This is a genomic window from Pseudomonas sp. AAC (assembly GCF_000725445.1).
In the GTDB taxonomy this organism is placed as follows: domain Bacteria; phylum Pseudomonadota; class Gammaproteobacteria; order Pseudomonadales; family Pseudomonadaceae; genus Pseudomonas; species Pseudomonas citronellolis.
The window spans coordinates 795,586-820,942 of the sequence record NZ_KL647096.1 but is presented as its reverse complement, the minus strand read 5'-3'; the positions used below and the strand labels follow the sequence as shown (position 1 = coordinate 820,942).

General features: G+C 68.8%; 19 protein-coding genes and 1 pseudogene. 16 read left to right on the top strand and 4 right to left on the bottom strand.

The window, feature by feature from the left end; genetic code table 11:
• The first annotated feature begins 22 nt into the window (after positions 1-22).
• The 10 genes from FG99_RS13455 to cls all read left to right on the top strand — a co-directional run bounded on the left by FG99_RS13455 (position 23) and on the right by cls (position 10,696).
• On the top strand, positions 23-907 hold the full coding sequence (locus tag FG99_RS13455) for a 3-dehydrocarnitine:acetyl-CoA trimethylamine transferase CdhC (protein WP_043270208.1): 885 nt from the start codon (positions 23-25) through the stop codon (positions 905-907).
• A 45-nt stretch (positions 908-952) separates the two neighbouring features.
• Positions 953-1,918 carry an L-carnitine dehydrogenase gene (locus FG99_RS13450; protein WP_043270206.1) on the top strand — a complete coding sequence of 322 codons (966 nt, stop codon included), beginning with the start codon at positions 953-955 and terminating at the stop codon, positions 1,916-1,918.
• A gap of 85 nt (positions 1,919-2,003) precedes the next feature.
• The gene (locus FG99_RS13445; RefSeq protein WP_043270204.1) at positions 2,004-2,474 is read left to right on the top strand and encodes a thioesterase family protein; all 471 of its coding nucleotides are present in this window, start codon (positions 2,004-2,006) and stop codon (positions 2,472-2,474) included.
• 2 nt (positions 2,475-2,476) lie between these two features.
• Positions 2,477-3,406 carry an alpha/beta hydrolase gene (locus FG99_RS13440; protein ID WP_043270202.1) on the top strand — a complete coding sequence of 310 codons (930 nt, stop codon included), beginning with the start codon at positions 2,477-2,479 and terminating at the stop codon, positions 3,404-3,406.
• 765 nt (positions 3,407-4,171) lie between these two features.
• Positions 4,172-5,002 (top strand): iron uptake transporter permease EfeU, encoded by an 831-nt coding sequence (gene efeU, locus FG99_RS13435; RefSeq protein ID WP_043270199.1) that lies wholly within the window; start codon positions 4,172-4,174, stop codon positions 5,000-5,002.
• Positions 4,999-6,186: an iron uptake system protein EfeO gene (efeO, locus tag FG99_RS13430; RefSeq protein WP_043270197.1), complete on the top strand. Its 1,188-nt coding sequence runs from the start codon at positions 4,999-5,001 to the stop codon at positions 6,184-6,186. Before efeU ends, efeO (FG99_RS13430) begins: the two co-directional genes overlap by 4 nt.
• A gap of 15 nt (positions 6,187-6,201) precedes the next feature.
• On the top strand, positions 6,202-7,479 hold the full coding sequence (efeB, locus tag FG99_RS13425; protein ID WP_043270196.1) for an iron uptake transporter deferrochelatase/peroxidase subunit: 1,278 nt from the start codon (positions 6,202-6,204) through the stop codon (positions 7,477-7,479).
• Between the two features lie 29 nt (positions 7,480-7,508).
• Positions 7,509-8,336, top strand: a complete 828-nt coding sequence (gene efeO, locus FG99_RS13420; RefSeq protein WP_043270194.1) for an iron uptake system protein EfeO — start codon at positions 7,509-7,511, stop codon at positions 8,334-8,336.
• Positions 8,337-8,471: 135 nt separating this feature from the next.
• Positions 8,472-8,720 (top strand): hypothetical protein, encoded by a 249-nt coding sequence (locus FG99_RS13415; RefSeq protein WP_009614343.1) that lies wholly within the window; start codon positions 8,472-8,474, stop codon positions 8,718-8,720.
• Positions 8,721-9,271: 551 nt separating this feature from the next.
• Positions 9,272-10,696 carry a cardiolipin synthase gene (gene cls / locus FG99_RS13410; protein WP_009614345.1) on the top strand — a complete coding sequence of 475 codons (1,425 nt, stop codon included), beginning with the start codon at positions 9,272-9,274 and terminating at the stop codon, positions 10,694-10,696.
• A gap of 434 nt (positions 10,697-11,130) precedes the next feature.
• On the opposite strand, the gene ahpF is transcribed toward cls, so the two are convergent.
• Both ahpF and ahpC read right to left on the bottom strand, forming a co-directional pair.
• Positions 11,131-12,696, bottom strand: coding sequence for an alkyl hydroperoxide reductase subunit F (gene ahpF / locus FG99_RS13405; RefSeq protein ID WP_043270192.1), 1,566 nt, complete (start codon positions 12,694-12,696; stop codon positions 11,131-11,133).
• A 274-nt stretch (positions 12,697-12,970) separates the two neighbouring features.
• A complete protein-coding gene (gene ahpC / locus FG99_RS13400; protein ID WP_009614349.1) occupies positions 12,971-13,534 on the bottom strand; it encodes an alkyl hydroperoxide reductase subunit C in 564 nt (187 codons plus the stop codon).
• Positions 13,535-14,258: 724 nt separating this feature from the next.
• On the opposite strand from ahpC, the gene xdhA reads away from it, so the two are divergent.
• The 5 genes and pseudogenes from xdhA to FG99_RS33225 all read left to right on the top strand — a co-directional run bounded on the left by xdhA (position 14,259) and on the right by FG99_RS33225 (position 21,270).
• A complete protein-coding gene (gene xdhA, locus FG99_RS13395) occupies positions 14,259-15,683 on the top strand; it encodes a xanthine dehydrogenase small subunit (protein WP_043270190.1) in 1,425 nt (474 codons plus the stop codon).
• On the top strand, positions 15,676-18,264 hold the full coding sequence (gene xdhB, locus FG99_RS13390; RefSeq protein WP_043270188.1) for a xanthine dehydrogenase molybdopterin binding subunit: 2,589 nt from the start codon (positions 15,676-15,678) through the stop codon (positions 18,262-18,264). Before xdhA ends, xdhB begins: the two co-directional genes overlap by 8 nt.
• Positions 18,261-19,097, top strand: coding sequence for a xanthine dehydrogenase accessory protein XdhC (xdhC, locus tag FG99_RS13385; RefSeq protein ID WP_043270186.1), 837 nt, complete (start codon positions 18,261-18,263; stop codon positions 19,095-19,097). The genes xdhB and xdhC overlap by 4 nt, the downstream gene beginning before the upstream one ends.
• A 244-nt stretch (positions 19,098-19,341) precedes the next feature.
• A pseudogene (locus FG99_RS33230) lies at positions 19,342-20,403 on the top strand (cache domain-containing protein); the annotation flags it as partial.
• Positions 20,404-20,532: 129 nt separating this feature from the next.
• Positions 20,533-21,270 carry a methyl-accepting chemotaxis protein gene (locus FG99_RS33225; protein WP_371263868.1) on the top strand — a complete coding sequence of 246 codons (738 nt, stop codon included), beginning with the start codon at positions 20,533-20,535 and terminating at the stop codon, positions 21,268-21,270.
• A 1,059-nt stretch (positions 21,271-22,329) separates the two neighbouring features.
• On the opposite strand, the gene FG99_RS13375 is transcribed toward FG99_RS33225, so the two are convergent.
• Together FG99_RS13375 and FG99_RS13370 are read right to left on the bottom strand one after the other, a co-directional pair.
• A complete protein-coding gene (locus FG99_RS13375; protein ID WP_043270182.1) occupies positions 22,330-22,920 on the bottom strand; it encodes an IMPACT family protein in 591 nt (196 codons plus the stop codon).
• The gene (locus FG99_RS13370) at positions 22,917-23,585 is read right to left on the bottom strand and encodes a TetR/AcrR family transcriptional regulator (RefSeq protein ID WP_009614361.1); all 669 of its coding nucleotides are present in this window, start codon (positions 23,583-23,585) and stop codon (positions 22,917-22,919) included. Before FG99_RS13370 ends, FG99_RS13375 begins: the two co-directional genes overlap by 4 nt.
• A 451-nt stretch (positions 23,586-24,036) precedes the next feature.
• On the opposite strand from FG99_RS13370, the gene FG99_RS13365 reads away from it, so the two are divergent.
• Positions 24,037-25,341 carry a CitMHS family transporter gene (locus tag FG99_RS13365; RefSeq protein ID WP_009614363.1) on the top strand — a complete coding sequence of 435 codons (1,305 nt, stop codon included), beginning with the start codon at positions 24,037-24,039 and terminating at the stop codon, positions 25,339-25,341.
• Positions 25,342-25,357: the final 16 nt, after the last annotated feature.

Genomic DNA, 25,357 nt, shown 5'->3' with positions numbered 1-25,357 from the left:
GCCTAAAGAAAGGACAGCCACCGTGAACCATGAAGTCATAGTCACCTGCGCGGTGACCGGCGCCGGCGACACCGTCGGCAAGCACCCGGCCATCCCCGTCACCCCCAAGGAAATCGCCGCCGCCGCCATCGAGGCGGCCAAGGCCGGCGCCACCGTGGCCCACTGCCACGTGCGCGACCCGCAGACCGGCAAGCCCAGCCGCGACGTGAACCTCTACCGCGAAGTGGTAGAGCGCATCCGCGAGAGCGACACCGACGTCATCATCAACCTCACCGCCGGCATGGGCGGCGACCTGGAGATCGGCAAGGGCGAGCAGCCCCTGGAATTCGGCGCCGGCACCGACCTGGTCGGCCCGCTGGAGCGCCTGGCCCACATCGAGGCGCTGCTGCCGGAAATCTGCACCCTGGACTGCGGCACCCTGAACTTCGGCGACGGCGACTTCATCTACGTCTCCACCCCGGCCCAGCTGCGCGCCGGCGCCAAGCGCATCACCGAACTGGGGGTGAAGGCCGAGCTGGAAATCTTCGACACCGGCCACCTGTGGTTCGCCAAACAGATGCTCAAGGAAGGCCTGCTGGAAGACCCGCTGATCCAGATCTGCCTGGGCATCCCCTGGGGCGCGCCGGCCGACACCACCACCATGAAGGCCATGGCCGACAACATCCCCGAGGGCCTCACCTGGGCCGGCTTCGGCATCGGCCGCTCGCAGATGCCCATGGTCGCCCAGGCCATGCTGCTGGGCGGCAACGTGCGGGTGGGCCTGGAAGACAACATCTGGCTGGACCGCGGCGTGCACGCCAGCAACGGCAGCCTGGTGGAACGCGCCATCGAGATCATCGAACGCCTCGGCGGCCGCGCCCTGACCCCGGCCGAGGGGCGCAAGAAGATGAACCTCAAGCCCCGCTGACCCGGAACCGCATACGTCCTACGAAATTTCCCGCTGGAGCCCTTCATGTCCTACATCACCGAAATCAAGACCTTCGCCGCCCTCGGCAGCGGCGTCATCGGCAGCGGCTGGATCGCCCGCGCCCTGGCCCATGGCCTCGACGTGGTCGCCTGGGACCCGGCGCCGGGCGCCGAGGCCGCCCTGCGCCAGCGCGTGGCCAACGCCTGGCCGGCGCTGCAGAAGGCCGGGCTGGTGCCCGGCGCGTCCCAGGAGCGCCTGAAGTTCGTCGACACCATAGAGGAATGCGTGCGCGACGCCGACTTCATCCAGGAAAGCGCCCCCGAGCGCCTGGACCTGAAGTGCGAGCTGCACGCCAGGATCAGCGCCGCCGCCAAGCCCAACGCGCTGATCGGCTCCAGCACCTCGGGCCTGCTGCCCAGCGAGTTCTACGCCGACGCCACGCACCCCGAGCGCTGCGTGGTCGGCCACCCGTTCAACCCGGTGTACCTGCTGCCGCTGGTGGAAGTGGTGGGCGGGCAGAAGACCGACCCGGCGGCCATCCAGGCGGCCATCGCGGTGTATCGCAGCCTGGGCATGCGCCCGCTGCACGTGCGCAAGGAAGTCCCCGGCTTCATCGCCGACCGCCTGCTCGAAGCGCTCTGGCGCGAGGCCCTGCACCTGGTCAACGACGGCGTCGCCAGCACCGGCGAGATCGACGACGCCATCCGCTTCGGCGCCGGCCTGCGCTGGTCGTTCATGGGCACCTTCCTGACCTACACCCTGGCCGGCGGCAACGCCGGGATGCGCCACTTCATGGCCCAGTTCGGCCCGGCCCTGCAACTGCCCTGGACCTACCTGCCGGCGCCGGAACTGACCGAATCGCTGATCGACAAGGTGGTCGAAGGTACCAGCGAACAGCAGGGCAACCGCAGCATCGCCGAACTGGAGCGCTACCGCGACGACTGCCTGCTGGCGGTACTGGGCGCCATAAAGGACACCAAGGCACGCCACGGCTTCGCCTTCGTCGACTAACCTCGGTCCACCCGCCCACGCCGAACCGCCCCCTCTCCCGCTTGCGGGAGAGGGCTGGGGAGAGGGGCTCTTCGGAATCACCACCATGCCCACCCTGAAAACCTACGAAACCCCGGTACTGGCCGAGTGGACCGACTACAACGGCCACCTGCGCGACGCCTACTACCTGCTGATCTTCAGCTACGCCACCGACGCCCTGATGGACCACCTGGGCCTGGACAGCGCCGGCCGCGAGGCCAGCGGCCACTCGCTGTTCACCCTGGAGGTGCACCTGAACTACCTGCACGAGGTGAAGCAGGGCGAGCCGGTGGAAGTGCGCACCCAGTTGCTGGCCCACGACCGCAAGCGCCTGCACGTGCACCACACGCTGCACCGCCCCGGCGAGGACGAGCCGCTGGCGGCCAGCGAACAGATGCTGCTGCACGTGAGCCTGGACGGCCCGCGCTCGGCGCCCTTCGAGGGCGTGGTGCTGGAGCGTGTGCTGGCCCTGGCCGAGGCGCACCGCGCCCTGCCGCGGCCGGCGCACGTCGGCCGGGTGATCGGCCTGCCGGGCTGAGTATGGCCCGCGACTACCCGCTGTCCGCCGGCATGGCAGACTTCGTCGCACGCACCCGCGCCTTCGCCAGCGCCGATCCGTCCCTGGCGGCGCAGCGCAAGGCCTACTCGCGCATGGCCGCCGCCTTCACCCCGCCGCGCCCGCCGGGCCTGCGGGTGAGCGACCTGGCCCTGGCCGGCCTGCCGCCGCTGCGCCTGTTCCGCCCAGCGGGCACACCGCCGGCAACGGGCTGGGCGGCGCTGCTGTTCCTCCACGGCGGCGGCTGGATGCTCGGCGACCTCGACTCCCACGCCTTCTTCTGCGCCGAACTGGCCGCCCGCCTGGGCCTGCTGGTGGTGGCTGTGGACTACCGGCTGGCCCCACAGCACCCCTTCCCCGCCGCCCTGCAGGACAGCCTGGCAGCCTGGCGCGCCCTACGCGACGGCGCGCTGGACGAACCCCTCGACCGCACCCGCCTGGCAGTGGCCGGCGACAGCGCCGGCGGCAACCTGGCCGCCGCCCTGTGCCTGGCCCTCCGCGATGCGGGCGAGGCGCAGCCGCGGGTTCAGGTGCTGGTCTATCCGGCCTTGGGTGACGAGGCGACGGATTCGCGAGTCGAGTGTGCGGATGCGCCGTTGTTGTCCGCTGCCGACATGCGGGTGTGCATCGATGCCTACCTGCCTGATCCACTGCAACGGCATCGGCCTCTTGCCTTGCCTCTGCGGGCCCATGATTTCGCTGGGTTGGCGCCAGCATTCGTGGGTGTGGCCGAGTTCGATCCGTTGCGGGATGACGGGCGGCGCTATGCGGAGCGGCTGCGCAGGGATGGGGTGGAGGTGGACTATTTTCCCGGCCCGGGGTTGGTCCACGGCTGCTTGCGGGCGCGGGAACTGGCGGAGGTGGATAGGTTGTATGAGGCGCTGTTCGAGGCGCTGGCCCGGCGTCTGGATTGAGCGCAGGCGGTTTTTCGTAGGAGCAACTGTCTTGCGCCGAGGTGCTCTTCGTAGGATGGGTTGAGCTTGCGAAACCCATGCGGTTGCGCTGATGGGTATCGCTTCGCTCAACGCCATCCTACGAAAAGCCGTGCTTCCTGGAACCGTAGCGGACCTTGTCCGCGATAACCGGACGTCCCGGCGCGATTCGCGGATGAAATCCGCTCCTACGCTACGCCACCCACACCGTCCCCATGTAGGAGCGCGCCCTGCGCGCGAAATCGCGGGCAGGGCCCGCTCCTACAGTTCGCTGGGATGCATGGCATTCCCCCTGTAGCGGACCTTGTCCGCGATAGCCGGACATATCGGCGCGATTCGCGGATGAGATCCGCTCCTACGCCGCCCCTCCCCTGCAAGGTGCAGGAGGAGCGCCGTAGGATGGTGTCGAGCGCAGCGATACCCATCCTACGAAAAGCCGGCCACGACGAGCGAAAAAAAATCCCCCGCCGCGCCCGACGCGCGACAGGGGACGAAAGCGAGCCATCAAGGCTCCCAGTGTGACAAGCACCTACTTCGGTATCGACCGCAGCGGTATGGCTCCAGTGTGGCTACTTCGCCAACTTCGGGTTTGCCGAAAACGACGTGCGCGTATCCGCCGCGGACAGGCAACGAAACTAGGTACGGCCCCTTAAGCAATCCTTAAGGCGACGACATCGAGAATCCTTCTTGTTTGCATTCTCAGCCGCCACCGCCTCCGCGCCGCGCGGCCCTGCCCCAGGTGAAACCATGCTGGTCCCCTTCCTGATCATGCTCCGCGAGGGCATGGAGGCCGCGCTCATCGTCGGCATCATCGCCAGCTACCTGCGCCGCACCGGGCGCGCGCACTGGATGCCGGCGGTGTGGATCGGGGTGTTCCTCGCCGCCGCCCTGGCGCTGTTCGTCGGCGCCGGGCTGGAGCTGGCCAGCGCCGAGTTCCCGCAGAAGCAGCAGGAACTGTTCGAAGCCCTGGTGGGCCTGGCCGCAGTGGCCATCCTCACCTCCATGGTGTTCTGGATGCGCAAGATGGCGCGCTCCATCAAGGGCGAGCTGCAGGCCGCGCTGGACCAGGCCTTCCACTCCCGCCACCAGGGCTATGCGCTGATCGCCATGGTGTTCCTCGCCGTGGCCCGCGAAGGCCTGGAGACGGTGTTCTTCCTGCTCGCCGTGTTCCAGCAGAGCGACGGCCCCGGCGCGCCGCTGGGGGCGCTGCTCGGCCTGGCGCTGGCGGTGGCCCTGGGCTACGGCATCTACAGCGGCGGCGTGCGCCTGAACCTGGCGCGCTTCTTCCGCTGGACCGGGCTGTTCATCCTGGTGGTGGCCGCCGGCATCCTCGCCAACGCGGTGCGCTCGCTGCACGAGGCCGGGGTCTGGAACCTGCTGCAGGCGCCCTTGTGGGACAGCGGCGCCAGCCTGCCCGAGGACGGCGCCCTGGGCTCGCTGCTGGCCGGGCTGTTCGGCTACCAGCAGAGCCCCACCCTGAGCACCCTCGGCGCCTGGCTGGCCTACCTGGCGCTGAGCCTGACGCTGTTCTTCCTGCCGCCGCGCCCCGCGGCCCCTGCCCGGAGCACCGCCGAATGAGCCTGCCGGAACCCCAGCCGCCGGTCGGCGCCCGCCGCCTGCTGCTCAACGCCGCGGTGGCGGCCTCGGCGGCCCTGGCCGTGCTCGCCGCGGCGGCCTTCTACTACGCCGCGCGCCACGCCCACCAGGCCAAGCGGGAAAACGACGAAGTACAGGTCACGGTGCTGCCCCACGGCTGCCAGCCCAACGCCCTGAGCGTGCCGGCCGGGCAGGCGCGCTTCCGCATCCTCAACCGCTCCGACCGCGCGGTGGAGTGGGAAATCCTCGACGGCGTGATGGTGGTGGAGGAACGCGAGAACATCGCCCCGGGCATGAGCCAGTCGCTCTCGGCCTACCTCGCCCCCGGCGACTACCAGGTCACCTGCGGCCTGCTCAGCAACCCCCACGGCAGCCTGCACGTCACCCCCAGCGCAGCCGCCAGCGCCGCCCGGCAGGCGCGCTCGCCGCTGCTGGACTTCGTCGCCCCGCTGGCCGAATACCGCGTCTACCTGGCCGGCCAGCTGCGCCAGTTGCAACGCGCCCTGGACGCCCTGCGTCAGGCCCTGGCGGCCAACGACCTCGCCGCCGCGCGCACGCATTACCTGGAAGGCCGCGCCGCCTACCAGCGCATCGCCGCCAGCGCCCAGCGCCTGGCCGAGCTGGACAACCGCATCGCCCCGCGCGCCGACGCCTTCGAACAGCGCGAGCAAGACCCGACCTTCGGCGGCTTCCACCGCATCGAGTACGGCCTGTTCGCCCAGAACTCGACCGCCGGCCTGGCGCCGGTCGCCACGCAACTGCAGGCCGACGTCGCCACCCTGAAGGACGCCCTCATGGCCCAGTCGCTGCCGCCCGAACAGCTCTCCGGCAACGCCGCGCGGCTGCTGCGCAACCTGGCCGAGCAACGCGTGAACGGCGACGAGGAACGCTACAGCCACAGCGACCTGGCCGGCTTCGCCGCCAACCTGGAGGGCGCGCGCAAGGTCATCGACCTGCTGCGCCCGCTGCTGCAACGCAAGGCCGCCGAACTGCCCGCGCGCCTGGACGCCGCCGCCGCGGCGCTCGACACCGGCCTCGCGCAACTGGCCGGCAGGCCCTACGACCAGGTCACGGCCGCCCAGCGCCAGCAGCTGGCCGCCGCGGCCGCCCGCCTGGCCGAGGCGCTGGACGCCGTGGCGCCGGCCCTGGGCCTGGCCCAACCCTGATCCGAGGAAGTACCGATGCACAGTAACGACGACAGCCCCGCCAACGCCCAACGCCGCCGCGTGCTGCTCGGCCTCGGCGCCGCCGGTGTGGCCCTGGCCGGCGCCAGCCTGGCGGGCCCGGCGCGGGCCGCCGACACCGCGGCCGTCACCCATGCGCCGGCCAGCGAGCGCACCCAGGAGCGCAACGCCTGGTTCGGCCGCCACCAGCCGGGCATAGTCACGCCGCGCCCGGCGGCCGGGATGATCGTCGCCTTCGACGTGCTGGCCAGCGACCGCGCCGGCCTGGAGCGGCTGTTCCGGGTGCTCGACGAGCGTATCCGCTTCCTCATGGCCGGCGGAGCGGTGCAACAGGTCGACCCCAAGCTGCCGCCGCTGGACTCGGGCATCCTCGGCCCGGTGGTGATCCCGGACAACCTGACCGTCACCGTCTCCGTGGGCGACTCGCTGTTCGACGAGCGCTTCGGCCTGGCGGCGCGCAAGCCACGCCACCTGCAACCCATGGCCGGCTTCCCCAACGACGCCCTGGACCCGGCGCGCTGCCACGGCGACCTGTGCCTGCAGTTCTGCGCCAACACCCCGGACACCAACATCCACGCGCTGCGCGACATCGTGAAGAACACCCCGGACCTGCTGCTGGTGCGCTGGAAGCAGGAAGGCAGCGTGCCGGTGCAGCCCAGCCGCCCCGGCCAGCCCACCGAGAGCGCGCGCAACTTCCTGGGCTTCCGCGACGGCTCGGCCAACCCCGACTCCAGCGACGAGGCGGCCATGCGCCGCATCGTCTGGGTGCAGCCCGGCAGCGGCGAGCCGGCCTGGACGGCGGGCGGCAGCTACCAGGCGGTGCGCATCATCCGCAACTTCGTCGAACGCTGGGACCGCACCCCGCTGCAGGAGCAGGAAAGCATCATCGGCCGGATCAAGGCCAGCGGCGCGCCCCACGACGGCCGGGAGGAAACCGACGTGCCGGACTACGCCCGCGACCCCGAGGGCAAGCGCACGCCGCTGGACGCCCACATCCGCCTGGCCAACCCGCGCACCGCGCAGAGCCAGGCCAACCTCATCCTGCGCCGGCCGTTCAACTACTCCAACGGCGCGGCCAGCAACGGCCAGCTGGACATGGGCCTGCTGTTCATCTGCTACCAGGCGGACCTGGCGCGCGGCTTCATCGCCGTGCAGACGCGCCTGAACGGCGAGCCGCTGGAGGAATACCTGAAACCGCAAGGCGGCGGCTACTTCTTCGTCCTGCCCGGGGTCACCGGGCCGGACGACTTCCTCGGCCGCAGCCTGCTGGCCTGAACGACGACAACGCACTGGAGCCATCGGACATGAAACGCACCTCCCTCGCCCTGCTGTTCAGCCTCGGCCTGCTCGCCGCGCCGCTGGCCACCTTCGCCGCCACCGGCTCGCCGCTGGACCTGGTCGGCCCCATCGCCGACTACAAGCTCTATGTCACCGACAACCTCGACGAGCTGGTCAAGCGCACCCAGCAGTTCACCGACGCGGTGAAGCAGGGCGACCTGGCCACGGCGAAGAAGCTCTACGCGCCGACCCGCGTGTTCTATGAGTCGATCGAGCCGGTGGCCGAGCTGTTCAGCGACCTGGACAGCGCCATCGACTCCCGCGAGGACGACCACGAGAAGAAGGTCGACGCCCCGGACTTCACCGGCTTCCACCGCATCGAGTACGGCCTGTTCAGCAAGAACAGCACCGAAGGCCTGGGCCCGCTGGCCGACAAGCTGATGGCCGACGTGCACGAGCTGCGCAAGCGCGTGGAAGGCCTGCCCTTCCCGCCGGAGAAGGTGGTCGGCGGCGCCGCCGCGCTGATGGAGGAAGTGGCCGCGACCAAGGTCAGCGGCGAGGAGGACCGCTACAGCCACACCGACCTGTACGACTTCCAGGGCAACGTCGACGGCGCCAAGAAGATCGTCGAGCTGTTCCGCCCGCAACTGGCCAGGCAGGACCCGGCCTTCGTCGCCAAGGTGGAGAAGAACTTCGCCACGGTCGACGGCATCCTCGCCAAGTACAAGACCAGGGACGGCGGCTACCAGACCTACGACAAGCTCAGCGCCAAGGACCGCAAGGCCCTGGCCGGGCCGGTGAATACCCTGGCCGAGGACCTCTCGACCATGCGCGGCAAGCTGGGCCTGAACTAAAGCCGGTCGCGGGCCGTCCCGGTCGGAAAACGACCTGCTCTTGCCTGTGAAGGACACTCCGCCGGCCGGGTGCTTGCGCCCGGCCGGCGCTGTTCCGAGAATCCGGGGAAGCCCAACCTCACGGAGGACTCCGCGATGATGCACGCCGACCTGATCGACCAGGACGATTTCCGCGAACGCCTGCAGGCGCTGGGCTTCGCCGTTCCGCCGGACGTCACCGCGGAGCAGGCCTGCGAATACGCGGTGCGCGCCCTCACCCCCGAACGCTCCATGGCCCTGCGCCGGCTGGTGGAAGAGATGCTGGGCGGCAACGCGACGCTGCTGCCGGCGGTGCGCGAGGCGATTTCGCGGCAGCTGCTGCCGGCGTTGGTGCCGCGGCCCTGATTCGCTCTCTTCACTCTTCGTAGTAGCGAGCTTGCTCGCGAACGGTGTTCTGCCGGTAGCTTCGGTGCTTATCCTGAAGAGCGCCCTCTCCCTAACCCTCTCCCTGAAGGGAGAGGGGACCGTTCGGAGCGTGTGGATATTCCCGAGTTAGCCGGCAACTCTGCGGTTTCCGGCTAAAGCCATGCTCATCTCGGCACGGACTAGCCCCCTCTCCCTTCAGGGCGGGGCGCGCAGCCGAGGGCTGGGGAGAGGGAACCACGGGCGGGCCAGCCCCCCAAAACCACCGGCCTCTCCCAAAGTCACCCAGTTGAATCCCCCGTTCGGCAACCAAAGCCAAACGGCGGATAACGCTCCGCGTTATTCGCCCTACGCCGCTTTCCCCCGCAATAGGCCAGGGTCGTGCCATGGTTCCCCGCCGGAGTCCCCCATGAGCGCGCTGCGCCTGGGCAAGGCCTGCGAAACCTGGCGTGGCGAACTGCCGGGATGGCCGCGGCCCCCCGAGCGAGGCTAAGCTGCGCTAACACGCACGGCAGAAGGACTCGTTCGCGCGCATGCATTACTCCGCCTACATCGCCCATTTCCTGGTGGCCATCCAGATCCTCGGCGTGGTCGCCGCCGTCCACGCGGTGCTCACCGTGCGCACCGCGCAGGGCGCCATCGCCTGGGCCATTTCCCTGGTGTTCATGCCGCTGCTCACCCTGCTGCCCTACCTGGTGTTCGGCCGCAGCCGCTTCGACGCCTACATAGGCGCGCGGCGCCAGGCCAACGAGGAGATGCACCTGGCCGCCGCCGAGCTGGACTGGCGGCCCTGGGTGGAAGAGGCCCTTACGGCAAGCCAGTCGGAGAACTACAAGGCGCTCAAGGCCCTGACCGCGCTGGCGCGCATGCCGACCCTGGCGAACAATCACGTGCGCCTGCTGGTCAACGGCAAGGCCACCTTCGACGCCATCTTCGAGGCCATCGCCCAGGCCAGGCAGGTGGTGCTGGTGCAGTTCTTCATCGTCCGCGACGACGCCCTCGGCCAGCGCCTGGCGCAGCTGCTGCTGGAGCGCGCGGCCAACGGCGTGGAAGTCTTCCTGCTCTACGACGCCATCGGCAGTCACGGCCTGCCCGGGCGCTACGTCGAGCGCCTGCGCGCCGGCGGCGTGCAGGTGCAAGCCTTCAGCACCGGGCACGGGGCGATCAATCGCTTCCAGCTGAACTTCCGCAACCACCGCAAGGTGGTGGTGGTCGACGGCCTGCGCGGCTTCGTCGGCGGGCACAACGTCGGCGTCGAATACCTGGGCGAGAAGCCGCCGCTGTCGCCCTGGCGCGACACCCACGTGGAACTGCGCGGCCCGGCCGTGGCCTGCCTGCAGGAGTGCTTCGCCGAGGACTGGTTCTGGGCCACCCACGCCCTGCCCACCCTGCTGCTGCCGGACAGCTACGACGAGCAGGGGGTGATCTGCCAGGTGCTGGCCAGCGGCCCGGCGGACAAGCAGGAAACCTGCTCGCTGTTCTTCGTCGAGATGATCAACGCGGCCAGCGAAAGGGTGTGGATAACCACCCCGTACTTCATCCCCGACGAGGCGGTCAGCTCGGCCCTGCGCCTGGCCGCGCTGCGCGGCGTGGACGTGCGCATCCTGCTGCCCTCGCGCCCGGACCACCGCACCGTCTACGCCGCCTCCAGCCTCTATGCCCAGGACGCGGTGCGCGCCGGGGTGAAGGTGTACCGCTACCAGCCGGGCTTCCTGCACCAGAAGGTGGTGCTGGTGGACCACGACTGCGCCGCGGTGGGCAGCGCCAACCTGGACAACCGCTCGTTCCGGCTGAACTTCGAGATCATGCTGGTGACGGTGGACGAAGCCTTCGCCCGCGACGTGGAGAGCATGCTGCTGGCGGATTTCGAGCAGGCGGTGGAGCTGGGCACGGAGCGCAGCGGGCAGTTGCAGCAGCTGGGGATGCGGGTGGCGCGGTTGGTTTCGCCGATTCTTTGAAGGTTGCGGGCTGGAGGCTGGAGGCTGGAGGCTGGAGGCTGGAGGCTTTTCGTAGGAGCGAGCTTGCTCGCGAACCTGTCGGGGCTCGGTGCCAAGCTGTTCGCGAGCAAGCTCGCTCCTACGGGGAGAAGGTGTTCGGCGGTGATTTCTGGCGTGACGGGGATGCCGCGGCCCTCTCCCTAACCCTCTCCCTGAAGGGAGAGGGGACCGTTGGGCAGGGCTGGGTGTTTTAGAGTCAGCCGGCGACGCCGGAGGTGTCCGGCTGAAACCCTTCCATCTCTCGGCACGAACTAGCCCCCTCTCCCTTCAGGGAGAGGGCTGGGGAGAGGGAACCCAACTCACCCCCGAACCCCATCGACCCCCGGCCAAACACCCACAAAGAAAAACGCCCAGCTCACTCAAGTGAGCCGGGCGCTTTGACTAGCGCAAGGTCATCAAGCTGGCGCAGAACTACGGATCAGGTGATCGAAGGCCGACAACGAAGCCTTCGCCCCCTCGCCCACCGCAATCACGATCTGCTTGTACGGCACCGTAGTCACGTCACCGGCGGCGAAGATACCCGGCAGCGAAGTCTCGCCGCGCGCATCGACGATGATCTCGCCGCGCGGGGTCAGCTCGACGCTGCCCTTGAGCCACTCGGTGTTCGGCAGCAGGCCGATCTGCACGAAGATGCCCTCCAGCTCCACCGACTTGAACTCTTCCGAGTTGCGGTCCTTGTAGACCAGGCCGGTGACTTTCTGGCCGTCACCCTTCACTTCGCTGGTCAGCGCGCTGGTGATCACGTCCACGTTCGGCATGCTGTACAGCTTGCGTTGCAGCACGGCGTCGGCGCGCAGCTTGCTGTCGAACTCCAGCAGGGTCACGTGGGCGACGATGCCGGCCAGGTCGATGGCCGCCTCGACGCCGGAGTTGCCGCCGCCGATCACCGCCACGCGCTTGCCCTTGAACAGCGGGCCGTCGCAGTGCGGGCAGAAGCACACGCCCTTGGCCTTGTATTCCTGCTCGCCGGGCACGCCCATCTCGCGCCAGCGGGCGCCGGTGGCGAGGATCACGGTCTTGGCCTTGAGGCTGCCGCCGCCCTCGAACTTCACTTCGTGCAGCTCGCCGGCATTCTTCGCCGGGACCAGCGCGCTGGCGCGCTGCAGGTTCATGATGTCGACCTCGTACTGCTTCACGTGCTCTTCCAGCGCGCGAGCCAGTTTCGGGCCTTCGGTCTCCTTCACCGAGATGAAGTTCTCGATGGCCATGGTGTCCAGCACCTGGCCGCCGAAGCGCTCGGCGGCGACGCCGGTGCGGATGCCCTTGCGCGCGGCGTAGATGGCCGCCGAGGCGCCGGCCGGGCCACCGCCCACCACCAGCACGTCGAAGGCTTCCTTGGCGGCCAGCTTCTCGGCTTCGCGGGCGGCGGCGCCGGTGTCGATCTTGGCGAGGATTTCTTCCACGCCCATGCGGCCCGCGCCGAAGACTTCGCCGTTCAGGTAGATGCTCGGCACCGACATGACCTGGCGCTTTTCCACCTCGTCCTGGAACAGCGCGCCGTCGATGGCGACGTGGCGGATGTTGGGGTTGAGCACCGCCATCAGGTTCAGCGCCTGGACCACGTCCGGGCAGTTCTGGCAGGACAGCGAGAAGTAGGTTTCGAACTCGAACCTGCCCTGGATGCCCTTGACCTGCTCGATGACTTCGGCCTCGAGCTTGGACGGGTGGCCGCCGACCTGCAGCAGGGCCAGCACCAGGGAGGTGAATTCGTGGCCCATGGGGATACCGGCGAAACGCAGGCCGATGTCCGCCCCCGGGCGGTTCAGCGAGAAGGACGGCTTGCGTTCGTCGCTGCCGTCTTCGCGCAGGGTGATCTTGTCGGTCAGGCCGACGATGTCGTGCAGCAGTTCGCTCAGCTCGCGGGATTTGTCGCTGTCATCGAGGGACGCGACTATCTCGAACGGCTGGGTGACCTTTTCCAGGTAGGCCTTCAACTGGGTCTTAAGATTGGCGTCCAACATGAATTCAGCTCCTACGAAATTCGGGCAAAAGGGTTCCCCGGCAGGCACGCTGGCCCGCCCTACGGCACGCTTTGGGCTTGGGTAGGAAGGGTGCCGGCGGCACCCTTGGGGTATTGCGCAAAACGGATTGGGAGACGTCGTGAGCAAGCGCTCAGGCAAGGCGCGACCAGGCGCGGGCGCGGAGTTTACGAGCTGTAAATGACAAGCCCGTCCTAGGCGGCCCCACCTGCTCGCAACGCAGCATCAGCGCTGCGCAACAGCCTCCCGGCCGTTTTTAGATCTTGCCGACCAGGTCCAGGGAGGGAGCCAGGGTCTTCTCGCCTTCTTTCCACTTGGCCGGGCAGACTTCGCCCGGGTGAGCGGCGGTGTACTGGGCGGCTTTCAGCTTGCGCAGGGTCTCGGACACGTCACGGGCGATCTCGTTGCTGTGGATCTCGACGGTCTTGATCACGCCTTCCGGGTTGATCACGAAGGTGCCGCGCAGGGCCAGGCCTTCTTCCGGGATGTGCACGCCGAAGGCGTTGGTCAGCTGGTGGGTCGGGTCGCCGATCAGCGGGAACTGGGCCTTGCCCACGGCCGGGGAGGTTTCGTGCCAGACCTTGTGGGAGAAGTGGGTGTCGGTGGTGACGATGTAGACTTCGGCGCCAGCGTCGCGGAAGGCGGCGTAGTTGTTGGCGGCGTCTTCGATCTCGGTCGGGCAGTTGAAGGTGAAGGCTGCCGGCATGAAGATCAGGACCGACCACTTGCCCTTCAGGGACTGCTCGGTGACTTCGATGAACTTGCCGTTGTGGAAGGCGTTGACCTTGAACGGTTGGACTTGGGTGTTGATCAGGTTCATTCGGCATTCCTCGTAGAGATGGGTTGATCGAATTGGTTATGAAATTCGACGTGGGCAAGATTATCCACTATTAGCCCGGATGGCCCATTGATTTAGGCCATCAAACAAATTGGCTTTCTCTATCAGCAGACTTATAAAAGGAAGAGCACCGCTATCGATGAGCGATGCCATCCTCCATCCTGCACAACCGACACGACCGCCTCGTGACAGCTCGGTGCCCGGCCTTCCACGGCTGCCCCAGGGACACCGGGGCTAACCGCGCGAACGAGGTAGACCAGCGCATCCTGGGCGAAGAGCATCTTCCCGACCAACGGCAGCCCGCAAGCCATCAGCCGCAGCGGACGTGCCGGCGCCGGCCATGGCCTATCCCTGAAGCAGCACCGTCGTAGGATGGGTTGAGCGAAGCGATACCCATCGCCGCAACCGCATGGGTTTCGCAAGCTCAACCCATCCTACGAAAAGCGTTCACACCGCAGCGCCCCGCCTGAGAGCTGTAAGCACGGCCGCCAGGGGCTGTGGGCATGGGCGGGCTTCACCAGTGGCGGGGGCCGAAGCAGTTTCCTGGCCAGCTGGTCAAAAAGCGCCGCAAGCCTATGCTTTGCTTATGGAGCCGGCCCTTTCGGCTGGCAGAGTTCCTGCCTTACCTGACCATATGGGCAGCTTTGCCGCCGCGTCAGGCCCGCCCCCCGGCAGGCGCCGCGAGCGTGCTCCAGCGAGGTTACGCATGATCCAGTTCCTGCTCGACGACGAGCTGCGCCAGGTGGACGGCCTGGCGCCGGAAACGAGCCTGCTCGACTACCTGCGCACCCAACTGGGGCGCACCGGCACCAAGGAAGGCTGCGCCTCCGGCGACTGCGGCGCCTGCACCCTGGTGCTCGCCGAGCCCGATGGCGAGGGCCTGCGCTACCGCGCGGTGAACGCCTGCATCACCCCATTGGGCGCGCTGCACGGGCGCCAGCTGCTGACGGTGGAAAGCCTCGCCGAGGGCGAACGCCTGCATCCGGTGCAGCAGGCCATGGTCGACTGCCACGGCGCGCAATGCGGCTTCTGCACCCCGGGCATCGTCATGTCGCTGTTCGCCTGGCGCCACGCGGCCTGCGCCCACGACCGCGGGAGCGCGCTGACGGCCCTTTCCGGCAACCTGTGCCGCTGCACCGGCTACCGGCCGATCCTCGAAGCCGCCAGGCGCATCGCCGGCGACACGCACGGGGATCGCTTCAGCGACGCCGAACGCGCCACCGCCGAACGCCTGCGCGCCCTGCCCGCCGGCGCCAGCCTGGACGACGGCGAGCAGCACGCCTGGCTGCCCACCACGCTGGAAGAGCTGGACACCCTGTTGATGAACTATCCACAGGCGCGCCTGGTGGCCGGCGCCACCGACCTGGCCCTGGAAGCGACCCAGGCGCTGAAGCGCTTCCCGCAACTGATCCATCTGGAGCGCGTGGCCGAGCTGCGCCGCCTGGAAGAACACCCCGATCACCTGCTGATCGGCGCCGCGCGGCCCTACGCCGATTGCCTGGAGGCGCTGCGCGCCTTCCCCGGCGTGCCCGAGCTGCTGGAGCGCCTGGGCTCGCTGCAGATCCGCCAGCGCGGCAGCCTCGGCGGCAACATCGCCAACGCCTCGCCCATCGGCGACATGCCGCCGGTGCTGCTGGCCCTGGATGCGCGCCTGCGTCTGCGCCGCGCCAGGCAGGTGCGCGAGGTGCCCATCGATGGCTTCTTCACCGGCTACCGGCAGAGCGTGCTGCAGCCGGGCGAATACATCGAGGCGATAGTTATCCCCAGGTTGAGGGAAGGCCAGCTGTTCCGTGTGGACAAAGTCTCGAAGCGCCGCGACGACGACATTTCCGCCGTGTGCCTGGCCCTGCGCCTGGACTTCGACGACCAGGGCCTGGTGCGCAAGGCACGCCTGGCCTGCGGCGGCATGGCCGCCACCCCGCTGCGCGGCCGCCGCAGCGAGGCCGCGCTGAACGGCCGGGCGTTCGACGCCGCCGCCGTGGCCGCGGCCCAGGCCGCCCTGGCCGAGGACTTCCAGCCCATCGACGACCTGCGCGCCAGCGCCGCCTATCGCCTGAAGGTGGCGCAGAACCTGCTGCAACGCGCATTAGTGGAATACACGGCAACCCCTGCGGAGGTGCGCCATGCGTAGCCTGCCTCCCCTGGCCGCCAACGGCGGCGCCAGCGAAACCCGCAGCGCCGGCCAGGCCCGGCCCCACGACAGCGCCGAGCTGCACGTCAGCGGCGCGGCGCGCTACGTCGACGACATCAAGGAACCGCGCGAGCTGCTGCACGCCGCCGTCGGCCTCACGGACATCGCCTGCGGGGTTATCCACAAGCTGGACCTGGAGGCTGTGCGCAACGCCCCCGGCGTGGTCGCCGTGCTGACCCTGGACGACGTGCCCGGCCACACCGACATCGGCCCGGTGTTCCCCGGCGACCCGCTGCTGGCCGGCGAACGGGTGAAGTACCACGGCCAGGCGCTGTTCGCCGTGGCCGCACAAACCCAGCTGCAAGCCCGCCGCGCCGTGCGCCTGGCCAAAGTGGAATACGCCGAGGAACAGCCGCTGCTGGACCCGCTGCGGGCCAAGGCCGAGGAACGCTTCGTGCGCCCGCCGCACTTCATGCGCCGCGGCGACGCCGAGGACGGCCTGGCCGCCGCGCCCTACGTGCTGCAGGCCAGCCAGTTCGTCGGCGGCCAGGAGCACTTCTACCTCGAAGGCCAGGTGTCCATGGCGCAGCCCACGGACGACGGCGGCATGTTCGTGTTCACCTCCAGCCAGCACCCCAGCGAGGTGCAGAAGCTGGTGGCCGAGGTGCTGGCCATCCCCCTGGCCAAGGTCACCGTGGAAGTGCGGCGCATGGGCGGCGGCTTCGGCGGCAAGGAAACCCAGGCCGCGCCCTGGGCCTGCCTGGCCGCGCTGCTGGCGCGCAAGGCCGGGTGCGCGGTGAAGCTGCGCCTGCCGCGCGCCGACGACATGCGCGCCACCGGCAAGCGCCACCCCTTCCACAACCATTACCGCGTGGGCTTCGACGCCGAGGGCCGGCTGCTCGCCGCGCAGCTGGAAGTGGTGGGCGACTGCGGCCACTCGCCGGACCTCTCCGACGCCATCGTCGACCGCGCCATGTTCCACGCCGACAACGCCTACTTCATCCCCGACGTGGCCGTGGCCGGCTACCGCAGCTTCACCAACATCGTTTCGCACACCGCCTTCCGCGGCTTCGGCGGGCCCCAGGGGATGATGCTGATCGAACGCGCCATGGACGACATCGCCCGCGCCGTCGGCCAGGACCCGCTGGACGTACGCAAACTCAACCTCTACGGCGGCAGCGGCCGCGACCTCACACCCTACCACCAGCGCGTGGAACACAACCTGCTGGGCGAGCTGATCGAACGCCTGGAAGCCAGCAGCGACTACCGCGCCCGCCGCGCCGCCATCACCGCCTGCAACGCGGGCAGCCCGGTGCTGAAGCGCGGCCTGGCGCTGACGCCGGTGAAATTCGGCATCAGCTTCACCGCCCAGCACCTGAACCAGGCCGGCGCGCTCATCCACCTGTACACCGACGGCAGCATCCAGCTGAACCATGGCGGCACCGAGATGGGCCAGGGCCTGAACGTCAAGGTGGCGCAGATCGTCGCCGAGGAATTTCAGGTGCCGCTGGAGCGCGTGGCGATCACCGCCACGCGCACCGACAAGGTGCCCAACACCTCGCCCACCGCGGCCTCCAGCGGCACCGACCTGAACGGCATGGCCGCCCGCGACGCGGCCCGCACGCTGAAGGCGCGGCTGGCGGAATTCCTCGCCGCGCGCGAGGGCGTTGCGCCGCAGGAAGTGCGCTTCGCCCACGGCCAGGTGCAAGTCCGGAACAAGGCGCTGGACTTCGCCGAAGTGGTGCAGGCCGCCTACTTCGCGCGGGTGCAGCTGTCCGCCACCGGCTTCTACCGCACGCCGAAAATCCACTACGACCGCGAGACCGGCCAGGGCCGGCCGTTCTTCTACTTCGCCTATGGCGCGGCGGTGTCCGAGGTGGAAGTGGACAGCTTGACCGGCGAATACCGCCTGCTGCGGGTGGACATCCTCCACGACGTGGGCCGCAGCGTTAACCCGGCCATCGACATCGGCCAGATCGAGGGCGGCTTCGTCCAGGGCATGGGCTGGCTGACCAGCGAGGAACTGAAGTGGGACGCCAAGGGCCGCCTGCTCACCACGGGGCCGGCGACCTACAAGATCCCGGCGGTGAGCGACGTGCCGGAAGACTTCCGCGTGGCCCTGTTCGACCGGCCCAACGAGGAGGACAGCGTGTACCTGTCCAAAGCCGTGGGCGAGCCGCCGTTCATGCTGGCCATCTCGGTGTGGTCGGCCCTGCGCGACGCCATCGCCAGCCTGGCGGACTACCGGGTGAGCCCGGCGCTGGATACACCGGCCACGCCGGAGCGGGTGTTGTGGGCGTGCGAGGCGTTGAAGGGGTGGGCTGTGGATGGTTCGCTGGAAGACGCGGCATGCCCTCACCCTAGCCCTCTCCCAGAGGGAGAGGGGACCGTTTGGCGTGAAGCGAAACAACGGAGTCAGCCGGACACTGTGGATAAATCTCCAGCGCCATTACTTTCCCGCCACACCGAAGCAGCCCCCTCTCCATTCAGGGAGAGGGCTGGGGAGAGGGAACCCAACTCACCGCCAGCACAGAAACACCCAACCAACACCAGCAACCCACCCCAGGAGCCCACCCCATGACCCCCACCTGGATGGACGCCATCGCCCGCCTGCGCGACGGCGCCGAGCCCTACGTGCTGGTCACCGTCATCGGCGTGCAGGGCTCCACCCCGCGCGAGGCCGGCTGCAAGATGCTGGTCACCGCCGACGCCTGCTACGACACCATCGGCGGCGGCCACCTGGAACTCGCCGCCACCGAGCACGCCCGCCAGCTGCTGCTGGCCGGCAAGGACGCGCAGAGCCTGGAGCACTTCCCCCTCGGCGCGCGCCTGGGCCAATGCTGCGGCGGCCGCGCCAGCCTGCTGTTCGAGTGCTTCGCGGTGCGCGGGCCGCAGGTGCTGCTGTTCGGCGCCGGGCATGTCGGCCGCGCCCTGGCGCCGCTGCTGGCAGGGCTGCCGCTGCGCCTGGAATGGGTGGACAGCCGCGCCGCGGAATTCCCCGCCGAGTTACCCACAGGGGTACGCTGCAGCCTGCTGGACGAACCGCTGGAAGCTGTGGATAAGGCCGCGCCGGGCAGCTACTACCTGATCATGACCCACAACCACCCGCTGGACTACGCACTGGCCGAGGCCGTACTGAAACGCGGCGACGCCGGCTTCCTCGGCATGATCGGCTCGCGCACTAAAGCCCAGCGCTTGCGCATGCGCCTGGAGCTGCGCGGCTTTTCCACAGCCGCCATCGAATCCCTGCACTGCCCCATCGGCCTGCCCGGGTTGCCCGGCAAGCGCCCGCTGGAAGTGGCCATCGCCGTGGCCGCCCAGGTCATCGCCCGCTACCACCGGGACGCCCCGCCGCGCACCACGCGCAGCGGCGTCGAATGGAAAGCCCTGTGCAGCGAGGCAAACCATACGTAGGGCGAATAACCGTTCGCGGTTATCCGCCGTTTGACCTCGACCCCAGGCGCGCGCCGGATTCGGCCTCGAAGCGCCTGTCCTGGGTGCTCCGGGTCCGACGCATCGGCCACCCCAGCCAATCCCAAAAAACCTGACCGACTGGACAACAGTTTTCCCCGGCCCCGCCGATAACCTCTTCGGCCCCTTCCTACGCCCGTCTCCCGCCGCGAACGGATTCGCCGCGTGCCAAGAGGACAACAAGAACATGCGCCTTCGCAGCATCCAGACCCAACTCATCCTCAGCATGGGCAGCGCCCTGCTGCTCAGCCTGCTCATCGTGCTCGGCCTCTACGCCGTGCTGGTCAACCGCCTGAGCGAGCGCTACCTGCTCGAACAGGCGCTGCCGGCGAGCATCCAGGCCATCGCCAACGACTTCGAGCGCCAGCTCACCGGCCCGCTCACCGCCGCCGCCGGCATCGCCGACAACAGCCTGGTGCAGGACTGGCTGGCCGCCGGCGAGGACCCGGCGCGACAGGCCGACTTCGTCCGCTACCTGGGCGGCATCCGCACTTCGCAGCGGGCCTTCGCCGCGCTCATCGCCAGCCAGGCCAGCGACGCCTACTACAGCGACAAGGGCAAGGAACGCACGCTGTCCCGCGACAACCCGCAGGACGCCTGGTACTTCCGCTTCGTCGACAGCGGCCGGCCGCAGGTGCTGAACATCGACACCGACGTCGGCAGCGGCGAACTCACCCTGTTCATCGACCGCCGCGTCGAGCGCGACGGCAAGCTGCTGGGCATCGCCGGCCTGGGCCTGCGCATGGACGAGCTGTCGAAACTGATCCGTGACTTCCGCTTCGGCCAGTCCGGCCACGTGTACCTGGTGAAGAACGACGGCCAGGTGCAGATCCACCCCGACCCGGCCCGGACCCGCGGCAAGGCCCTGGCCGACCTGGTGGGCGGCGACGCGGCGCAGGCGCTGCTCGGCCATCCGGGCTTCCAGAGCAGCCGCTTCGAGCGCGACGGCGAAACCTACCTGGCCGCCAGCCTGCCGCTGCGCGACCTGGGCTGGACGCTGGTCAGCGAGGTGCCGGAGGCCGAGGTCTACGCCGACGCGCGCCAGGCCCTGCGCCTCTCCGGCCTGGCCGGCGCGGCGGTGGCGCTGCTCTGCCTGGGCCTGGTGGTGCTGCTGGCCCGCGGCCTGGTGCGGCCGATCCGCCAGGTGACCACGGCGCTGCTGGACATCGGCGCCGGCGGCGGCGACCTGACCCGCCGCCTGGACGATGCCCGCGCCGACGAGCTGGGCGACCTGGCCCGCGGCTTCAACCGCTTCCTCGAAGGCCAGCGCCAGTTGATCGGCGCGGTACTGGCCACCAGCGAGCAACTGCAACGCAGCGTGGCCGAGGTGGCGCGGGTTGTGGATAACACTGCGGAACACGCCAGCCGCCAGCAGGAGATGACCGACATGGTGGCCACGGCGGTGAACGAGATGGGCAGCACCGTGCAGGAGATCGCGCGCAACGCCGAGCAGGCCGCCAGCGCCTCGCAGCAGGCCCGCGGCGAAGCCGGCCAGGCGCGCCAGGTGGTGGGCGGCGCGCTGCAGCATGGCGAGCGCATGTCCGCCGAGATCGGCCAGGCCGCCGAGGCGGTGGGCGACCTCGCGGCCCAGGTGGCGACCATCGACCAGGTGCTGGCGGTGATCCGCGGCATTTCCGAACAGACCAACCTGCTGGCGCTCAACGCCGCCATCGAGGCCGCCCGCGCCGGCGAACTGGGCCGCGGCTTCGCCGTGGTGGCCGACGAGGTGCGCACCCTGGCCGGGCGCACCCAGGGTTCCACCGACGAGATCCAGGCGATGATCCAGCGCCTCAAGCAGGGCGCCGAGCAGGCGGTCGGTTCCATGCAGTCCGGCCAGGCGGCCACCGGCGAGGGCCTGGCCGCCAGCCAGCGCGCCGGCGCCTCGCTGGGCGCCATCGCCGACCAGGTGGAGCGCATCAGCGACATCAACCACCAGGTCGCCGCCGCCACCGAGGAACAGAGCGCGGTCACCGAGGAGATCAACCGCAACGTCCAGGGCATCGCCGACCTGGCCCGCGCCACCACCGGCGAAGTGCACCAGGGCCGCGAACAATGCCAGGCCCTGCGCGGCCTGGCCGACGACCTGCAGCGGCAGATGGGGCAGTTCCGGTTGTAACGACGTAGGGCGTATAACGCTCCGCGTTATACGCCGTTTGACCTTGGCGCCGGGCGCGCCTCGGATTTGGACTCGGAGCGCCTGTCCAGGGGCGCTTCGGGTTCGGACCACAGGCCGGGCATGAGGGCGGTGTAGCGGCGTATAACCGCGAACGGTTATACGCCCTACGCGGTGGTTGGGCCTGGTGTAGGGCGTATAACGCTCCGCGTTATACGCCGTTTGACCTTGGCGCCGGGCGCGCCTCGGATTTGGATTCGGAGCGCCTGTCCAGGGGCGCTTCGGGTTCGGACCACAGGCCCGGGCATGAGGGCGGTGTAGCGGCGTATAACCGCGAACGGTTATTCGCCCTACGTTCCTGTTATCCACTGTTGAAAAGCGGTTTTCGCTGTCCACAGGCAGCAGGCTTCCACAGGGAGGCCCCATAAACACTTTTTTGCCTCTTCGATTTGTGGATACTCTTCTACAGCCCAGCAATTCCGGGGCTTTTTGCTCAAATAACATACAGTTTTTGCCAGCCGGCGGCGGTTCTGGCATGGGCAGTTTTCCCCAGAGGATATCCACAACACTGTCCACGGCCTCTGTGAGCAATCCATTCGCCCATCCGTGGAAAACCCCGATTCCACCGGCTTCTCCCCGCTCCTTCCCCTGCCCTGCATAAGTGCCGCCCATGGCACAGTTTTCCACCAGGATATTCACAGCTTGCCAAGGGCTTATACCGGACTTGTCCAGGCCCCTTTTCCGAGGCTTCAAGACCTGGCCTAAGCCCTTGATTGGCGCGGCTTTCAGCCCGTTACAGAACAAAAAACGTACAGCCTCGCGCAGCCCCCGGAATGCCTGCTTCCGGGGCCTTCATCGACAGTTTTTCCACAGCCTTGCCCACGCTATCCGGGGATAGCCGAAAACGGCCTTTTCCGTCGTTTGCACAAATTCTGCGCAATACTGCGTAAGCCATGGCTGGCGTGGCCTGGAAAGGAGGGGACACAGTTTGTCCACAGGATGCCGCACAGGAACCGGGGACAAAACCCGCGTCCGCTGGAAAAGCCCTGGGGATAATTGCCTTCAGTCGTCGAGGCGGGTGGCCTGGATGCGGCCGCGGCTGAGGTCGCCGAGCAGGCGTTGCAGTTCCTCGACCTTGGCATCGGGCAGGCTCAGGCGGATATCCACACCCTCGGCGCCGTAGGCTTCGTCCTCGATGCCGGCGCCCAGGGCGAGGATGCGCGCCTTGAGCAGCGCGTGCTCGGCGAAGCCGCAGGCGAAGGCCAGGCGGCTGCTGGGCACCAGCTCGACGCGCGCGGCGTCCTGCAGGCACTTGGCCGCGCAGCCGCCGTAGGCGCGGGCCAGGCCGCCGGTGCCGAGCTTGATGCCGCCGAACCAGCGGCTGACCAGCACCACCACGCGGTCCATGGCCTGGCCCTCGATGGCCGCGAGCATCGGCCGCCCGGCGGTGCCGCCGGGTTCGCCGTCGTCGCTGAAGCGGTATTGCGCGCCGAGCTTCCAGGCCCAGCAGTTGTGCCCGGCGCTGGCGTCGCGGTGGGCGGCGAGGAAGGCCTGGGCCTCGGCCTCGCTGGCGATGGGCACGGCCAGGCAGGTGAAGCGGCTCTTGCGGATTTCCTCGGCGTAGCTGGCCGGGCCGGCGAGGGTGAAGCTCATGCCGTGGCCGGCGGCGTCAGCCCGCAGCCCTTGAGGATGATGCGGATGAGGTTGTCGGCGGCGTCGTTGAAGTCCTGCCGGGACATGCGCTTGCGCCCGGTGACGAAGGCGATCTGGGTAGCGAAGTCGGCGTAATGCTGGGTGCTGCCCCAGAGCAGGAAGATCAGGTTGACCGGGTCCACCGGGTCCATCTTGCCGGCGGCGATCCAGGCCTCGAACACCGCCGCGCGGCCGCGGAACCAGGCGCGGTAGTCCTGGTTGAAGTGGCTGCTCAGGCACTGCCCGCCGCTGATGATCTCCATGGCGAAGATGCGCGAGGCCAGCGGGTGGCGGCGGGAGAACTCCATCTTGGCGCGGATGTAGCCGGCCAGGGCGGTGGCCGGGTCGTCCTCGGCGGACAGATGGTTGAAGGTGCTGTCCCAGAGGTCGAGGATGTTGCCCAGCACCGCGGTGTAGAGCCCCAGCTTGTTGCTGAAGTAGTAGTGCAGGTTGGCCTTGGGCAGGTCGGCGCGCAGGGCGATGGCGTTCATGCTGGTGCCCTTGAAGCCGTGGCGGGCGAACTCTTCTTCGGCGGCGGCGAGGATGACTTCCTCGTTCTTCTGGCGAATGCGGCCGGCGGGCTTGTCGGCGCCTTCGGCAAGGTGGGCTGGCACTGGGAAAGTCATACGGCGTATCCATGGCTTCAGCGAAAGGGCGAAGCATGGATAACCCAGGCGGGGCGGGGGATTCAAGCGAATCCGGCGTTTTTCCCGCGGTGCACCGCAACGGGGCGGGGGAATGCCCCGCAGGGGCATGAGGAACGCCGACGTAGGATAGGTTGAGCGCAGCGATACCCATCGCCACGCCCGCATGGGTTTCGCCAAGGCTCAACCCATCCTACGAAGAGCCCGCCCTGAAACATCCAGAAACACCAGCCCTTCGCCGACGATCGCCGGTTTTTCCCAAGAAAGCCTGCTGAAAGCTTGAGCCCCTAGCATCCGCCCTCCCCTCCGCTGCCCGGCGGCGGGTTATCCACACAAGAACAACACGGGTGATGCCATGACACGCTTGAACCGCCGACCCGCCCCGTCCCTGCCCGGCCAGCCGCCGCGCTGACCCCCGACGGAGGCCCTCCCGATGCTGACCCTGCTCGCCTTCGCCATGGTGGCGACCTTCATGCTCCTGATCATGACGCGGCGCCTCTCGGCGCTCATCGCGCTGATCCTGGTGCCCATCGCCTTCGCCCTGCTCGGCGGCTTCGCCGCCGGCCTGGGGCCGATGATGCTCGACGGCATCCGCACCCTGGCGCCGACCGGGGTGATGCTGATGTTCGCCATCCTCTACTTCGCCATCATGATCGACTCGGGGCTGTTCGACCCGGCGGTGCGCAAGATCCTGCGGCTGGTCAAGGGCGACCCACTGAAGGTGTCGATGGGCACCGCCGCGCTGGCGATGATCGTCTCCCTGGATGGCGACGGCTCCACCACCTACATGATCTGCGTGGCCGCGGTGCTGCCGCTGTACCAGCGCCTGGGCATGAGCCCGCTGCTGATGGCCTGCCTGATCATGCTCTCCAGCGGCGTGCTCAACATGACCCCCTGGGGCGGCCCCACCGCCCGCGCCGCCAGCGCCCTGCACGTGGACCCGGCGGACATCTTCGTGCCGATGATCCCGGCGATGGTCGCGGGCCTGGCGACGGTGTTCGCCATCGCCTGGGCCTACGGCAAGCGCGAGCGCGCGCGCCTGGGCCAGCTGCACCTACCCGGCGAGCACCTGGACGCGGCCGAGGTCAGCGTCTCGCAGTACCCCGAGGCGCGGCGGCCGAAGCTCCTGTGGTTCAACGGCGCGCTGACGCTGGTGCTGATGGGCACGCTGATCGCCGGGCTGCTGCCGATGCCGGTGCTGTTCATGATCGCCTTCAGCATCGCCATGATCGTCAACTACCCGTGCATCCTGGAGCAGAAGAAGCGCATCGGCGCCCATGCCGAGAACGTGCTGGCGGTGGTCTCGCTGATCTTCGCCGCCGGCGTGTTCACCGGCATCCTCTCCGGAACCGGGATGGTCGAGGCCATGTCGAAGAGCCTGCTGGCGGTGATCCCGCCGGCGCTGGGGCCGTATCTTGCGACCATCACCGCGCTGGTCAGCCTGCCGTTCACCTTCTTCATGTCCAACGACGCCTTCTACTACGGCGTGCTGCCGGTGCTGACCCAGGCCGCCGCGCAGTACGGCATCACCCCGGTGGAAATGGCCCGCGCCTCGATCGTCGGCCAGCCGGTGCACCTGCTCAGCCCGCTGGTGCCCTCCACCTACCTGCTGGTGGGGCTGGCCAAGGTGGACTTCGGCGACCACCAGCGCTTCACCCTGCGCTGGGCAGTGCTGGTCTGTCTCGCTATCCTCGCCGCCGCCCTGCTGCTGGGGCTGTTCCCCCTGTTCAACGACTGACGACTGGTAAAACCGC